11 protein-coding genes and 2 riboswitches are annotated in these 15016 nt (G+C 54.3%); of the genes, 4 read left to right on the top strand and 7 right to left on the bottom strand.

Annotation, left to right across the window (positions count from 1 at the left end; translation table 11 throughout):
* The 5 genes from VFA09_15905 to VFA09_15885 all read right to left on the bottom strand — a co-directional run bounded on the left by VFA09_15905 (window position 1) and on the right by VFA09_15885 (window position 7080).
* The gene (locus VFA09_15905) at window positions 1-1353 is read right to left on the bottom strand and encodes a DUF190 domain-containing protein (protein HZU68763.1); all 1353 of its coding nucleotides are present in this window, start codon (window positions 1351-1353) and stop codon (window positions 1-3) included.
* Window positions 1354-1407: 54 nt separating this feature from the next.
* Window positions 1408-1932, bottom strand: coding sequence for a hypothetical protein (locus tag VFA09_15900; GenBank protein ID HZU68762.1), 525 nt, complete (start codon window positions 1930-1932; stop codon window positions 1408-1410).
* 49 nt (window positions 1933-1981) lie between these two features.
* Window positions 1982-3700 (bottom strand): hypothetical protein, encoded by a 1719-nt coding sequence (locus VFA09_15895; protein HZU68761.1) that lies wholly within the window; start codon window positions 3698-3700, stop codon window positions 1982-1984.
* A gap of 333 nt (window positions 3701-4033) precedes the next feature.
* Window positions 4034-5548 carry a hypothetical protein gene (locus VFA09_15890; GenBank protein HZU68760.1) on the bottom strand — a complete coding sequence of 505 codons (1515 nt, stop codon included), beginning with the start codon at window positions 5546-5548 and terminating at the stop codon, window positions 4034-4036.
* A complete protein-coding gene (locus tag VFA09_15885; GenBank protein ID HZU68759.1) occupies window positions 5545-7080 on the bottom strand; it encodes a hypothetical protein in 1536 nt (511 codons plus the stop codon). The genes VFA09_15890 and VFA09_15885 overlap by 4 nt, the downstream gene beginning before the upstream one ends.
* A gap of 294 nt (window positions 7081-7374) precedes the next feature.
* A riboswitch (Fluoride riboswitch) is annotated at window positions 7375-7449 on the top strand.
* A gap of 99 nt (window positions 7450-7548) precedes the next feature.
* On the opposite strand from VFA09_15885, the gene VFA09_15880 reads away from it, so the two are divergent.
* Window positions 7549-9390: a dynamin family protein gene (locus tag VFA09_15880; GenBank protein ID HZU68758.1), complete on the top strand. Its 1842-nt coding sequence runs from the start codon at window positions 7549-7551 to the stop codon at window positions 9388-9390.
* Window positions 9391-9521: 131 nt separating this feature from the next.
* Window positions 9522-12236, top strand: a complete 2715-nt coding sequence (locus tag VFA09_15875; GenBank protein ID HZU68757.1) for an NACHT domain-containing protein — start codon at window positions 9522-9524, stop codon at window positions 12234-12236.
* A gap of 2 nt (window positions 12237-12238) precedes the next feature.
* Here VFA09_15875 and VFA09_15870 read toward each other — a convergent pair whose 3' ends face one another.
* The gene (locus tag VFA09_15870; protein HZU68756.1) at window positions 12239-12700 is read right to left on the bottom strand and encodes a hypothetical protein; all 462 of its coding nucleotides are present in this window, start codon (window positions 12698-12700) and stop codon (window positions 12239-12241) included.
* Window positions 12701-12803: 103 nt separating this feature from the next.
* A riboswitch (Fluoride riboswitch) is annotated at window positions 12804-12865 on the bottom strand.
* 228 nt (window positions 12866-13093) lie between these two features.
* On the opposite strand from VFA09_15870, the gene VFA09_15865 reads away from it, so the two are divergent.
* Window positions 13094-13588 carry a HEAT repeat domain-containing protein gene (locus tag VFA09_15865; GenBank protein HZU68755.1) on the top strand — a complete coding sequence of 165 codons (495 nt, stop codon included), beginning with the start codon at window positions 13094-13096 and terminating at the stop codon, window positions 13586-13588.
* Between the two features lie 104 nt (window positions 13589-13692).
* Window positions 13693-14001, top strand: coding sequence for a hypothetical protein (locus tag VFA09_15860; GenBank protein HZU68754.1), 309 nt, complete (start codon window positions 13693-13695; stop codon window positions 13999-14001).
* A gap of 67 nt (window positions 14002-14068) precedes the next feature.
* On the opposite strand, the gene VFA09_15855 is transcribed toward VFA09_15860, so the two are convergent.
* A complete protein-coding gene (locus tag VFA09_15855; protein ID HZU68753.1) occupies window positions 14069-15010 on the bottom strand; it encodes a hypothetical protein in 942 nt (313 codons plus the stop codon).
* Between the last annotated feature and the right edge of the window lie 6 nt (window positions 15011-15016).

Here is a 15016-nt window from a genome sequence, read left to right as displayed (position 1 = left end):
TCATCCCTCTAGCAAGACGCGCAGTAAGTCAGATCGTCCTACCACCCCAACGAGCCGTCCCTTGGCATCGATCACCGGCAGCACCTTGCGGCCCGTTACGATCATTTGCTCGATGGTCTGCTGGACCGTGGTTGTTTCCTCAACCACCACGACATCGCGATTCATAGCATCGGCCGCAATTTTGGCCGTGCCGGTGTGCGTTTGCAATGTGCCCGTTGGGAGTCGCGCGGGTTTACCGCGTGCCCAACCCGCCAGCGCATTGAGGAGGTTGGGGCGTGCCTCTTCCTGCATGCGCGAGATCACATCTACATCGCTGATGATGCCTTGCACCTGGCGACCGGCATTCACGACGATGACACGCTTGAGCGGCGACAGAATCAGCGCATCGATGACCTCATCCATTGGCGCCTGTTCGTCCACCGTGGAGACCTCTGAACGCATATAATCCGAGACAGGACACTGCTGTGGCGGCACATCCGTCAGGGGAGACGTGCGCTGCAGCGGCTGCGTTGCGCTACTCGCCTGCGGACTCATGAGCGGACTGGTAACAATCGCTTGCAGTAGATCTGCTCGCGTCAACATGCCTACCAACTGACCATCAGTTTCGACCACGGGCACACGGCGCAATTCGGCCTCCAACAGGACTCTCGCCGCCTCGCGGATAGGCATGTCAGGCCCCACAGTGCGCACCTGCCGATTCATGATGTCCCCGGCGGTGAGAGTACTCCTGCGCGCCTGTTCAAGTGGGGCCTCAACAGTTTCTGCCGTCTGGCTGTCCAGTTCCAGGGCTGTGCGTAGCAGTCCGCGACGTACCGGTAAAAGGCCGGCATTGATCAGATCGCCTGTGCTGATGATGCCTTCTAAACGTCCGCGGTCATCGACGACGGGCAACGCCCGGAACGGCGCTTGCAGCAACAGATCGATCACCAGGGCAACGGGTGCCCCGGGAGTGACCGTCATGACGGAGGTCTCCATGATCTGACGCACCGGCAGCTTCGTCGGTAACCCGTGGCGTCGCGCATGTGTATACTTGAGTACTTCGATCTCATGCAGTGTCATCACACCCCCTTGTAGCATCTCCTCTAGATGAGGCAAAAGCCGCCGCAAGCGCTCCGGCTGCTCAACCACCTGAATGATGACCGGGGCGTCGGATGACCATCGCAACCCCTCCGTCGTATGCAGGCGCGAGCCCGCTCCATAACCGGCAATGGCTCGCGTGACGGTGGCTCCTGCGCAGCCCTGCTCGCGTAAATACTGGATGATGGCGACATACAGCGGCGTTCCTTGCCATTGGTCAGATTCGCCGAGGTAGATCGTTAGGGCCTGTGCCTTGCCCTGCCGTAGTAAGCTCATGCTCGGTACCTCCTCGTTTTGCGCGCTCTAGAATGTATTGCCGATGCTTCTCTGCTATAGATTGTTTTCCTCGCCGCTCGGTTGCACATGTCCTGGCTCCAGTGTACCACTGGCAACACCATCAACAGCAAGCAGTAGCTCGATCAGCCGCTTCAGTGGGGGATCAAGTACCGCCTGCAATTGTGGATGGACTTCACCGTAGGCCCGCAGTTTGCGCGGGCGTATGTCTTCCACATCGCACCATAAGAGCGTAAACTCGCCCATAATGGTGCGCAGCATGTGCTGCTCCCCCACCTCTAAATGGTAGTCCTCGGCAAGTTGCACTACCTGCCGGCGTATGTGTTTGACGAGCTGCAGGAGTGCTGCACGCTGCTCCGGCGTAGGTGGGTTCGTAAAACGAGTAAGCGTAAGCTGCGACATTGTCTCTCTGGTGAGCTGTTCCTCCAGGCGACATGCCGCTAACTCCACCCGGCGCAGGGTATTAGCCAGCACCCGGCGGTGGTTTTCACTGAGGAGTCTTGCCCTGGATCGACTTTCTTGCTCCTCTTTCCCTGGTTGTTCGTTGCCGTGTCCCAACATGGAACATGTCCTCTTCTTTCATCATTTCTATCGTGTATTAAGAATGTACTTAATGCAATTGATATGGTTCGCTCAAGAGCAGCCGCAGTCTGGTAAAGAGCGGCAGAAAGCGGGCAATTGCCGGGCTGTGGAAAGGAACGACCTGTTGCTGCACGTGTCCATCCGAGCCGGGTACAAAGATGCTCAGACTCGAGCCTACTAACGAATAGCGAAGCTGCGCAGAGGAGACAGAGACCACTTCGTAGCGCCGCACATGCTCGTGTTGACCTGGTCGTCCAGAGATGAAAGGGCGATGCTTCTCCTGTGGTTGTTCGATGACAAGCAGAGCCTTGCGTGTCAGCGCAACCAGGCGTGGTGGGCTGGTATAGTCTTCAAGCGCGGGAACCAGGGCCGAGGCTAAAAGTTCCTCTCCCGCTGTATCTAGCAGGCGGGCCAACCGCTGTTCGAGGGGCTGCGTAATAGATGCTGGAACTATTCCACCCAATCCTTCCAGTTGCTCAGCTTCAGAGCCCAGGGGCAACCATGGTTCGACCTGCGGCAGGCTGCGCACACGCCGGTCCTCATATCCGTCTGGTCGTGGCAGAAAGGCGCGCAAGATGCTCGTGATGCTGGCCAGGGCTTTTTCTAGCTCGGGTTGCTGCGGAAACTCAACGACAAAGAGTTCGCTGCCGCAAGAGCAGGCTACCTCCATCACCAGGCGCATATAGGGCGAATCCTTTGTTTCCATGCGTGGCGCAAGTTCAGGGGGAGCATCGCCGGCGGGCAGGACGATAATACGCTCTAACCGCTCTAAAGGAGCTGTATGCGCAATGTACCCTCCAGACAAGAAGTTGTTACCCGGCGAGAGAAAGTCGCGCAGCCAGAGTACCTGCCGGTCCGTGACAAGCAAGATGCCTTCATTGGAGCGCCAGGTCTGTATCCCCAACCAGCCGGTACGATGGCGCAACAGGGGACGTTCCACAAATGCCAGCAGGCGCTCATCGTCAAGCAAGAGGTCGGACAGCGCCTGCTGAAAGCGCTGGTGTACAAAACGAATCAGGTGTTCGGCCTGGGCATGCGGGCCAGTTCCGGAATCTTGCAGCAGGGCATCTTTCTGCACTTGCAGGCGCAGCGCCTCTGATAATCCTTCGATAGCGCGCCATGCGACCGGTCGCTCTTCCTCCTCGCGTTTGAACCAGCGCTTGCCTTTCGGCTGCATACGTCGCTCTCTCTTCAGCGCCAGGCGTGTCTCGCGGAGCAAACTGGCCGCGGCTTCCGCATTGTGCATATCAATCGTTACAGCATCCTGCGGCAACTCCTCGCCTCCTGTTGTTTGCACATATGCCTTCAGGGAAGCAAGTTGTGAGGCGGGTAGCATTTCTAGCGAGCAGTAACCGGATAGGGATGTATCTACCAAGGTGGCGGCGATACAGACCGAGTTTTCCAGCGGTAGTCCTGTTGCCTGCGCTTCCCCGGCGGGTATGTAATGGAGCGCACCAATGAGCCGGGCGCGCACGATCGTTTCAGGAGGAGAACTATAGGTGGTCAGTAAAAGGACGGGTACGTCCAACTGCTCCTCCAACCTGAGCGTGGCGAGGTCGGCAGGCAATCCTGGCTCCGCGCGATAGACACCGCTCAAGCGCATGCATTCAAGCTCGCGATCCCATTCGTAGATGGGACAATCACAGCGTGGCCGGCGGACGCGCACCTCGATCTCTATATGCTGAGCGACCTTTTGCCCCTCCTGGCGCGGCTGTTTCTCCTCGTGTAGTTCGTCATGCTTGCTCATCTATTGCTGATCTTCGCCTCCTCTTTTCGCATACTCCCTCCCTCCCATCTCCTCCTGGTTTGTCCATCCCTTACATGCTATAATCAATCAGTCCGTAAGAAGTAGGAGGAGATCAGAGTCGCATCCCCCTTTAATGGCTCAAACTCGGTGGTTAGGATGCGGCTCTGCGAACCGACCTGTGACTTGCGGACACAAAAAAAACTTCTACCGCTGCCGGCACTTACTATGCTGAGCAGCGCGTAGAAGCCATTAGCCTTGCGGCATTGTGCGAGCCTCATCGCAGGATCGTGTTCTTCTCTTCCCTCATAGTATACGAAACTCTCACCGGCAACGTCAAGAGAAATCTGACAAGTTCGCTGTTCCGAATACCTTGTGATACACATCCTCGCCAAAGCTGGTCTGAAGTGGTTCTCCCTCGATTAATTTAAACGTCCGCCTGCCATCGGCTTGTCGATCAGCCCGCAGGAACAGGACATTCCCTTTTCGTTGTTGGTAAAAGCCATGCGCAAATTCGTATAAGTGCGTCACGAAGAATACCTCTACGCGCCTCTCCACTAACGCGCTTACGATCTGCCGCGCGATCTCTGAACCTTCTCTTTCATTGGTCGCGGCAAATGATTCATTTAGCAGCACCATGGCATTGGGCGTGATCATGTCGATGATCGCGCTCATCCTGCTCAGTTCTTCATCCAGCTTGCCGCTTTTCATGCTGGCATCTTCTTTACGTTTGTAGTGTGTAAACAGGGCTGCGCAGACATTGGCACTGAAAGACTCAGCAGGAACAAAGATGCCAGATTGCATCATCACTTGCGCCAGGCCAATGCTGCGCAAAAACGTCGATTTGCCGCCCTGGTTGGCCCCGGTGATGATGACGAGGTCTTTTCCCGCGGCTTCCAGGTCATTCCCTACCACCGTTTGTTTCATAGTAAGCGCCAGGCAGGCATCGTACAAACCCTGGAAGACATGACTGCGTTCGCCGGCAGCCAGGGGCACCGGGAAGCATACCGGCTCACCCATCTGGGTAAGTTGCGCATAGAGATTCATACAACCCAGGTAGAAAGCCAATTCAGTCTTCACCATCTGAAAAAAGCTGAGTACGTGATCTACGGACTGGGCGAGCGCATTGGCCGCCAGGTTGAACCCCCGATCTTTTAAGTCTGATAATGCCCTGGAACCGCTTTCATCACGGTCATCAATCGTGAAGCCATAGGTAGTTGGTTTTTCCGCGAAGATTCGCTCGACCCAGTTCTGTTTCTGATCTGGCGGCTTGCGCAGGGTGTAATTGGTACCTTTGTTGCCCTGCCCCAGTTCGGCGCTGATCAGAGCTCCATGAGGGAATTTCAATGCCCGCAGATGCTCCTGGACGCTGGCAAGATAATCCTCGCTCAGTTCTCGTTGCAGCATAGCGAAAAATGTGGTAAATCCCTCTGACTCGAAGCGGGCCACGTGTTCTCCGGCAAGCTGCCTGAGCTTTCTTAGCAGTTCCACAAACATCTTGAGTACTTCAATCGAGCGACTCAGAACCCAGGAAGGATAATTGGTCAGCAGGCCAAGATAATTTTTTCTCTCCCCCTCAATTGCTTCTATGGCAAGCGTATAGATTTCCCGGATAATAGGTGCGTTTTTCAGGCAGTCCTGCAGGATATCCTGGCGATAGCGGATCGCGTCCAGGTCGGTGAGACTGTTGAGCATCACTTTCTGTACCACGTCGAATAAAAACGTATCTCCAAGGGCCATGGCCTTGAACAGGGTGCTTAATTCCAGGTCTTGTACGAGCGCCGGTGCGTTCGGTGGCAATGGCCGCTGGATGTCAAAATCGCGATCTCTATAGAGCAGGAAGGCTTTCATGCGTGTATGCGCTCCTTGACACTGGTATAGGTCAGCCGGTATTTTTCGGCAATAGCCAGCGCATAGGCCAGTCCGTCGGCGGGTTTTCTGACGATTTTAAACGTGCGCTGCGCAGGATTGTCGGGAACCACCGTACTGACCATACTGACAACTTTCTCACTGAACGACGCCAGTTCGTCAATAAACGTGACCCATACACATAGCAGATCGAGGCGAAGTACCTCTTCCATGATTTTTTTGCTCAAAAACAAGGCGTCATCCAGCGTAGTGGAGTTGAACATTTCATTCAAAATGACAATGCTATTGGAGGTTGCCTGATCTAAAATGCGATGAATCCTTACCAGGTCATCCTCTAGCTTACCACGCAGGTCTTTGATGGTTTCTTCCTTTTCAAAATGCGTAAAGAGTCGGTCAAAGAGAAAAAGCTGCGCTTCCCGGCCTGGAACGGGACAGCCCAGGCTCGCCAGGTAATGCAGTTGCCCGAAGGTGCGGGCAAAGGTGGTCTTGCCACCCTGGTTGGGGCCGGTGACAACGATGATACGCTCCTTTCCTTGTAACGCAAAATCATTGCAGACCACCGGCGAGCGTTCTTTCATGAGTTTATAGGCCAGGGCGACATCAAAGCTTTCAGAGGCACGGACATCCTTCGATGTAGCCGAAATACGCGGGTAGCAGAAGTTCAACCCACTGTGTTTGAAACGCGCGATATATTCCAGGTAAGCGATATAAAATTGCACTTCCCGGTCAAAGCGACCGATTGTTTCATCCAGGTACTTCCTGTTGCTGATGCAGTAATCATCGAGGTGGCCAAAGATATCGGGATACAATCTGGCTACCAGATCAAGGATTTGCGCTTCCACATGATCCATCTCCTGCCAGTGCTTAAACGCAACACGATAATCTTTGACCGCTCCCTGCTTGAACTTGGCGAAGGTTTCCTCGACATCCAGGCTATAATCGCTCTCAGCATCGTATTTGCGAACTTTGACACTATTGCCCCTGATAAGCAGGCAGTATTTTACTGCCGATAGATCTGCCAGAAGCTTCCTTGTTTCTGCCTGAAGTGACGTAAAAGGGCCAGAACTGGCATAGTTCGTCACATAGTCTCGAAAAGCCAGAAAACCGCTCGATTGTAGCTCGACCAGGGACAGATCGTGGGCGAGGCCGGCTACGGCATCACAGTACATCTGGACTGCTTCCAGAAACCAGCGTTCCTTCTGATAGTGGTAGTGCAGCTTCTCTACTCGTGTCAGGTGTTCGCGCATGGCACGCATTTTTTGGGCAAATGCTTGTATATGCCCAAACAGCGTCGTATTTTCGAGATCGCGCATGATCTCATGACGATAGGTGATGGCGCCAATATCGTGCAGGGGAGTAGAGAAAAAGGGCTGTAACTTGTATTCCTCTTTACCAGCTATGATGACACCGATAATTTGATCGAGATTCAAATCAACAAAAAAGTCGGGCCTTTTAACTGCTTCCGCTTTTCTGCCGTCCTCAGTTCTTTGAAACAGAATGCTAGAGAAAGTCATGGTAGAAACTCCTGGGCCGCTATACGAGCATTTGCGTTCTGCTGCTAGCAAGATACGGCCCTGATGGTTGACCCGCGATTCGCGGACATAAAAAAACTTCTACCGCTGGCACCAGCAATACAGGATGCTGAGCAGCGCGTAGAAGCTATTAGCCTTGCGGCATTGTGCGAGCCTCATCGCAGGATCATGGTCTTTTGTTATAGTATACGAAACGCTCGTTATGAACGTCAAGGGAAAACTGGGCGTTGACGCAAATTGCTCACAGGTGCTACAATAATAGTCCAGGAGCGGTTTAACCCGCATGGCGATGAAGCTCGCCCAAATTGCCGCAAGCCAGATATGTATGCGGCTAATGGCTTCTACCTCGCGCAGGAAGGCGGTGGTAGGAGCTTTTTTGTTGCTCCTCCTCTCAGAACCTATCGCGAGAAACGCAGGCAATGATTCTTGTTTATGGAGGAGGGTGATACTGTGGAGCGAGTATTGCCAGGCACTAGTACAGATGAGGAAGACTCCCTACGGCACTACACGCTTGTCAAGCAGGAAGTGGCTGCAGCAGTTCGTGCCACCAAGCAATTTTTCCAGGAACATGGCGCGCAAGAAGAGGTCGAGCGTTGCCAGGAACTGGTGGTTCAGCTTGCGGAAGACCGTTTCAACCTGGCGGTTGTCGGCCAGTTCAAGCGTGGCAAGAGTACCTTGATGAACGCGGTGTTGGGGAGCGATTTATTGCCGACAGGACTGCTGCCCTTAACGTCGGCGATCACCACACTTTGCTATGGGTCGAAAGAACGGGTGGTGCTGCGTCGCAAGGGATGGACATTGGAGCAAGAGGTTCCAATGACGGAACTGGCTGAATATATCACCGAGCGTGGCAATCCCGGTAATGAGAAAGGGCTGATCGAAGCACGCATTGAGTTGCCGCTGCCGTTTCTGCGGCGCGGCCTGCACTTCATCGATACTCCCGGCATCGGCTCAGCGCGGCAAGAGAACACCGCCACCACCTATGCCTTTCTTCCGCAAATGGCAGCAGTCATCTTCGTGACGAGCGTCGAGGCGCCGCTGTCAGAAGCAGAGGAACGCTTCCTTCTCGACATTCGGGGTCAGGTGCGCCAATTGTTCATCGTGGTGAATAAGATAGACCTGCTCGGTGAAACGGAACGCGAGGAAGTACTCGGCTACATTCAAACACACATGGAGCAGCTTTTGGGGACGGGAGCAATACATCTCTTTCCCCTCTCAGCTCGCGATGGTCTCAAAGCGAAACTGACCCACGACGATGTGGGCATCCAGCGTAGCGGACTTGCGTACTTCGAACAGGCGCTGGCAACATTTCTCGCCGGAGCACAGGGACGTACCTTTCTCGTCTCTATCCTGGATCGGGCCTTGCTCCTTCTGGCTTCAGAAAACCCCACGCCCGTCACTCCCCGAACCAATGGCGAGTCCCAGCAGAACATAGTCGAGTTACGCCGGTCCATGGAATCCTTGCGCAACTCGCTACTGATCGGAACGCCGCTCGCTACAGTGCATAGGGTAGTAGAACCGGTAGCCGCTGATCCACATGTCATTGAGCAGGCAATTGCCGCGAGCCAATCTTCAATGCAAGAGGCTGGCCGCAGGCAGGCACATAGCCGTGCGGGCACCTGTCTGATCTGTACCACTTTGGGGCAGGTACTGTTCGCGTTCTTCGCCAAATGGCAGTATCTACTTGCCACGAACCCTGCCGCCCAACAGGCTTTCGCGATTGAGCATGGACTGTGCCCCGTCCATACCTGGCAGTTGGAAGAGATGGCATCGCCACAAGGGATCAGTGAGGGGTACGCGCCACTCTTAGAGTCGCTGGCACGTGAGCTGGCACGTCTGCTCGAGTCCAGAGTTGAGGACATAGCTGCGCACGTCGAGAAGCTTCTGGCGAGTACCGGGTCGTGCGCAGCATGCCGTCTCATGCGCGAGACGGTCTCTGTACAGGTTGAGCAACTTCTCGCACATCTGGCCACTGCTGAAGGCCGTGAAGACTACACATCCTCGGCGGGGCTTTGCCTTCACCATTTGCAGGTCGCGCTCGCTCACTCGGAAGACAACCGCATCAGAGCCATCGAGAGCCGCGCAGCCGCCGAGTTTTTGCTGCGCGAGCAAGTGCGAAGGCTCGAAAATCTTGTCGACGATTTGCATAGCTATACACTTAAACGCGACGCGCTGCGTCGTGGGCTCTTGAATCAGGAAGAGTCAAATGCATGGCGGCGCGCCCTGGTTCTCATGGTAGGCGAGCGCGCAGCACGCGGTGGTGTGCTGATGGCCGATCAAAGAACCGTGTAGCGGCGATAAGTTTAGGGGACGTATGTGTCCTGCTCGCAATATATGTTCTTTTATGTATGACCGGTTTTCTGAGGTGAGAGAAGCTGGAGCAGATAGAGGCATCGAGTCCAGGCTGGCAACGAGGAACAGGGATGAAGCAAAGAAAGTTCTGGCAACGCTACCGGCGACAGATGAGCATAGGACAAAGAAAGAAGTCGATCAAAGTAGGTCTCCTGCACATATGGAGACGAGATCGGCTCGCACTCGCGCCCATCTTTATCGAGCCTAAGCTCACTTTGAAGTCGGTACCGCGCTTCATCTCTGAAACTGATGAGGTAACTGGGTCGAACTATATGGGGAGGCAGCCTCTTCGGACATTGCTTCTTTCCGCATCATCTGGCATCCGGCATTGGCTGATCGTTGGCGCGCCAGGTAGCGGCAAGACAACTCTGTTACACCATGCTGCCTCGCTTCTAGCCAGCAAGCACGATATACATCAACGAGGCACTCCCAAACTGCTGCCTGTTTTTCTCTCCCTGCCTGCCTATGCCTCTCTGGTAGAAAGCCTCAACGATTTTTCACTCGTTGATGCCATCTGCGAACAGATGCAGGAATGGTGGCATCAAACAGTGCCACGACCATGGGTAGAAGAGGTGGTAGCCGCGGCTCAATGCGTCATTTTGCTCGACGGGTTGGATGCCGTTGCTGACCAACATACGCGCAAGCAGATGACCACCTGGGTACAGCAACAAATGTCTCTGTACCGGCGGAATCGATTCTTCGTGACTCTACGTTCTCTGGAGGGCTATGAGACGCTGGTGGATCAGGCGGGAGTTGTGGAAATCTGCCCGTTCAGCATGGAACAGATCGAACAGTATACGCAACAATGGTTTCATGTCAATGTGGCTGGCCATTCCTGGGGCAAAGAGCCTTTACGAGCTTCCAGGCAAGGCCGGATGCAGGGGTTACTGGAGCAACTTCGCGCTACGCCATCCTTACGCGCTTTTGCTTCCAATCCGCTTCATCTGCTACTCCTGCTGTCTGTGTATCAGTATCGACAGGTGCTTCCAGCACAATGGGAACAACTGGCTATGGAGATCCTATACGTTCTCCAGGATCAGCTACAAGGGCTGAGCGGCACGTGGGAATGTAGTGTCACTCAGCTACAAAAGGTCCTGGGACTTCTTGCCTGGTCAGCGCTTGAGGCGGGGAAAAGGGAGATCTCCGCCGGCGAAGCCCAACATCTTCTTGCTCAGTACAGCGCCCAGGACTCTCTTTTCCCGCATGCTGGCACATTCCTGGATCTGATCAGCGCCTGCGGCGCTGTCCTTCTGTGGTGCGAGGGGCAGCGGTATCGCTTTACACACCGGGCCGTCCAGGAGTATTTTGCGGCCTGGTATGCCAGAGAACACGGCCTGGAACAGGTTCTGGCGAATGAGATTGGCAATAGCTGGTGGCATGAGACCATCCGGTTCTTTTGTACCCAGGCTGATGCCCACTCCTTGCTTCAATCTTGCCTGGACTATCCCGGTACTCCGGCCTCTGTTCTTGCGCTGATCGGTCACTGCCTGGAACACCACCGTTCTGTCCTTGAGCCTACTCTGCATGCACGCTGTGAACGCCTGATAGAGGAGCATCTGGATGCTCCTGATCCGGCAAAACGACAGACAGCAGCGGAGATATGGCTGAGAAAGCGCTTGCATGCTATGATTGCTCTGAGGGACGGAAGCTATAGGGATAGCTCGCTGCTGACCTGCACGGAATATCAGCTATTTCTCGAAGCCCAACGCCTCTATGGACGTTTCTTCCAGCCAGATCATTGGGAATCGATATCTGTGCCGGAGGGGCAGGGCCGCGGAGTTGTTCTTGGGGTACGTGCTTCTGATGCACGGGCCTTCTGCCGCTGGTTGACCGAACAGGATCAGGAAGGATGGCAGTACCGTCTCCCTAACGCGGATGAGTGGAACGAGCCGGCAGATCGCGAAGCCTGCCTCGGTACACCAGTGCTTCCGGGAGGTAGCGGTTGTTGGATTGATATGGAATCGGGCGCCACGTGGAAAGGTAGCCTTCCACCCATGCTGGCCAGGATGGACAGTACAATGCAGGAGCTTGTTGCTCGCGACTGGTCGCGTCATTCCGCTGATCTTGCTGGCTTCGCTCGTCCACTAGGTCTGGCTCATCAACTGACGCGCCTTCTTGCGTGCGATCTTGAGCGAGACCTGGTTCCCCACCTGTTGCTGGCCCGCGAGCGCCTGACGGGATGCGATCTTGAGCAGTCATTCGCGCTTGCTCATACTCTGGCCGCCGTTCTTGAGCGCTTGCAAGTTCTTGCTCTGGCTCATACCAGCGATCTGCATAGGGCACTGGTAGGCGATCTGAGTGGGACAACGACTGCCGGTGAGCGAACAAAGATATTTACACACGTGCGTGATCTGGCCGGCCTGCTCGTGAGTGCCAGCGACCTGAGCCATCATCTGCTGGCTCTACTTGAGCGGGCGCTTGAACGCGGTGGAAGAAGTAATACTCTCGCTATGCGAAAGGCAGAGGATAACTTGCATTCCGATGACGGCAGGATACGATTGATGGCAGCACTTCGTTCATGTACACTGCACATGGCATGCTTCTTGAGCAAATTGGGGCAATTTCTCTTCTCAGTGGATGTAACCAGGTGGTTTCAGCACTATCTCTGGGGAAAGGACTATGCCGACCTGGATAGCGCGGCGTTTGAGCAAGCCATTGCCGGTTATCTGGATCTCTATCTGACCCTGCTGATCCTTGAACTACGGCGGCAAGGGCAGGTTCCCGCCTGGGAGGGAATTCTCCTGATAAAAGAACGGACCTCCGGGGCCGGCTCGTATTTGGACTGAACCTACCCGCGCAACGTGGCGATGAGCCTTTTTGGATTGAGCAACAAATCAATCGCATCAACTGGCCCCAATGCTATAATATCGGCCGCCTGCAAAGCTGCCGCTGCTGCCCCTTCCCCTGCTACTATGGCTATGCCAAGAGCTGCTGCACGAAGCATGCCGGTATCGTTTCTCCCATTGCCGATGGCGACCACATGCCCGGCACCAAGTTGTTGCACGTAGCGCGCTTTCTCTTCTCCCAGTCCGATAATGCGAATGGGAATATCCAGGAGTTGCTGCAGTTCGGCTATATTCCCATGAGTCCCTGCCGTCAACGCATGGAGCGTCAGGTGGTTGGCCAGTTGTCCAAGGCGATCCCTGACCCCAGGAAAAGGGTTTCCATCGATGGCCAGCGTTCCATTGATGTCAAATACTGCGTGTTGAAGCTGGATAACTCTCCAATGCGGAATATCTACCTGAAGCATACAAATGCCTCGCTTCCTATTGGCCGTACTGAATTCATCGTTTTTCGTAGAACCCTTTCCCCTCATCCTCTTGAGATAAAAAAACTTCTATAACGCTCTGGTAAGCGTTATAGAAGCTATCAGCCTTGCGGCATTTGTTGGGCGAGCTTCATCGCCGCTTTCTTTCTATTCGGAAGTATATCACATCTGTTTTGCTGAGTCCAGAAAAACACAAGGACACAAGGATGAATTCTAGCAGTAACTACTGAAAATATGCTATACTCCTAGAGAGATAAGTAGGGGTGATGAAGCTCGCCCTTGAAAGATACCCCGCGGGGTTGATAGCTTCTATAACACGGTCTTGCGTGTTATAGAAGCTTTTTTTATGGGCATATAGTCGAAAGGGAGAAATCTATGGCGCTCGTGCAGTTCTGTCCCAAATGCTGGGCCGCGAATGTGATCGACGCGACCACCTGTGAACAATGTAATGAATCGTTTGCTCAAAATGAACCGGTCTTCTTTGATCAGAAACTGCTCTGGGCGCTCCAGCATCCTATCCCTGAAACGCGCGAACTGGCGGCCATCTTGCTAGGACAACGTCGAGAAAGGCAGGCCATTCCTTTCCTGATGTCACGTTTCTCCGAAGAAACCGACATAGGGGTACTCTGTGCTATCTGCAAAGCCCTGGGAGAACTTGGAAATTGCCAGGCCGTCGATGCACTCACAAAACGGCTGGCTCAGCCTCGTGGGCTTGTGGTAGCACTGACTATCGTCGAGGTGCTGGCAGCACTCGCCCGTAAGGGGTGCTGGGAAGCGCTTGAAGTACTCAAGAGTCCTCCAGTTGTCACTAAACGGGTGGAGCAAGAGATTAAAAACGCTCTTGAAAAACTCCGGTCACTGTATTATTGACCGGTCGGGTACTGTTGATGCGATGGCAGTTTGCTTTCATAAGCTATTCCTTAGTGGTTGCTGTACTGACGTGCAACTCGTTCGTTCTCGAAAGGAAGAAGATCATGCAGGAAACACCGCAAAAGCAGGTAGGAACTGCTGGCGCAACAGAGATAGCAATGAATGAGTATCTGAAAGCAGCTTTGCTGAAAACAGAACTTTTACGGCAGATCTTATATTGCCTGCAAAAAGGAGGCGACCTCTCCTTAGAAGCGTGGAGTGAGGCCTTTCAGACGTCCCGCTACACGCTAGAATATATCGACAAGGTACTGACGTTGGCGCAAGAAGTGTTCGACGAACACATTGTACAAATATCAGGCTCTCTATCAGTAGACCTGGTCTGTGATGAGTTCAAATGCCTGACCTGGAAGTAGTGGCATGCTTCTCCCGATAAGAGGCGTTGAGAGATGCAAGGAATCAGTATTCTTCATCTCTGTTACTTCACGGTTCGCTTCTCAAAAGAGGCGGCGTAACGAGCGCTAAGGCACGTTCTGTAAGCTCCGTAGGAAGTGGGAGACGCACTACATCAGTCACCCCCATATGTTTGAGGGTCAGCCAGACCTCATTGCGTTGATCCAGGACTGCTCTGGCTCCTTGCAACCGTTCCAGAGGCATAAGCCAGGCTTCGGTTCCATAGGAGGTCTGGCCGCGTATTACCCGTTTCACCTCCTTGACCAGCAGAATTTGCCGATCAGTGCGTACCACGACGGTCGGTGGCTGTTCATGCGCCCCTATGCTGAATCGTTGCCACCAAACGCTCTCGTCGATTACCGGTACACTGAGCCATTCACGCACCTGTTCGCCTGCCACCAGGTAATGTATTACGGCGTTTTCCTGCCTCAGTTGCAGTCCGGTGAGAGCCACGTGCCAATCGCTGATCGAGTTTGAACGCTCACGGGTATAGGTTGCATCGGGTCGGGTGTAGGGTGGCAGTGGCCGCCCAACAATCAGGGCACGCATGCAGGCCACTGCTGCGAGGAAGGCATGCTCAGCGACGCCATTATAATCGATGGTGGCGCGCTCTAAGCCAGTTGGTCCCGCCATGACAAGCGTCAATGCACAGTCGAGCAGGTGCGAACGCATCTCGAAGAATATGATGTGGTCCAGCGGGCAGGAGGCAAAGAGGTACTGGCGCTCGGCAGTAGAAACGGTGGGGTCCGTAGGGTCCTCTACGACCAGCACGCGCTGCGGTGTGAGGATAAAGGCCCGCGCCGGGTGATGAACCGGCTTATACCAGGTGAACCACAACCATTTGTTGCTGGTTTGCGCATCGGTAGGGTGAGTATAAATAGCTGTCAAGACTGTTTCGCCCGGCTGCAAGTGGAGCAGGGCAACCTCACGCAGTGATGCAGTAAGATAACTCATCGCCTCTTCGTTTGTCATAATTGC

It is taken from the genome of Ktedonobacteraceae bacterium, assembly GCA_035653615.1.
Taxonomy (GTDB): Bacteria; Chloroflexota; Ktedonobacteria; order Ktedonobacterales; family Ktedonobacteraceae; genus DASRBN01.
Note: the sequence above shows the minus strand (reverse complement) of the source record. Positions and strands in the feature narration are given on the sequence as shown.

Bases quoted from the DNA above. Each gene is read 5' to 3' on its own strand.
- VFA09_15905 (HZU68763.1), bottom strand. From the start codon at position 1,353: ATGAGCTTACTACGGCAGGGCAAGGCACAGGCCCTAACGATCTACCTC.
- VFA09_15900 (HZU68762.1), bottom strand. From the start codon at position 1,932: ATGTTGGGACACGGCAACGAACAACCAGGGAAAGAGGAGCAAGAAAGT.
- VFA09_15895 (HZU68761.1), bottom strand. From the start codon at position 3,700: ATGAGCAAGCATGACGAACTACACGAGGAGAAACAGCCGCGCCAGGAG.
- VFA09_15890 (HZU68760.1), bottom strand. From the start codon at position 5,548: ATGAAAGCCTTCCTGCTCTATAGAGATCGCGATTTTGACATCCAGCGG.
- VFA09_15885 (HZU68759.1), bottom strand. From the start codon at position 7,080: ATGACTTTCTCTAGCATTCTGTTTCAAAGAACTGAGGACGGCAGAAAA.
- VFA09_15875 (HZU68757.1), top strand. From the start codon at position 9,522: ATGAAGCAAAGAAAGTTCTGGCAACGCTACCGGCGACAGATGAGCATA.
- VFA09_15870 (HZU68756.1), bottom strand. From the start codon at position 12,700: ATGCTTCAGGTAGATATTCCGCATTGGAGAGTTATCCAGCTTCAACAC.
- VFA09_15865 (HZU68755.1), top strand. From the start codon at position 13,094: ATGGCGCTCGTGCAGTTCTGTCCCAAATGCTGGGCCGCGAATGTGATC.
- VFA09_15860 (HZU68754.1), top strand. From the start codon at position 13,693: ATGCAGGAAACACCGCAAAAGCAGGTAGGAACTGCTGGCGCAACAGAG.
- VFA09_15855 (HZU68753.1), bottom strand. From the start codon at position 15,010: ATGACAAACGAAGAGGCGATGAGTTATCTTACTGCATCACTGCGTGAG.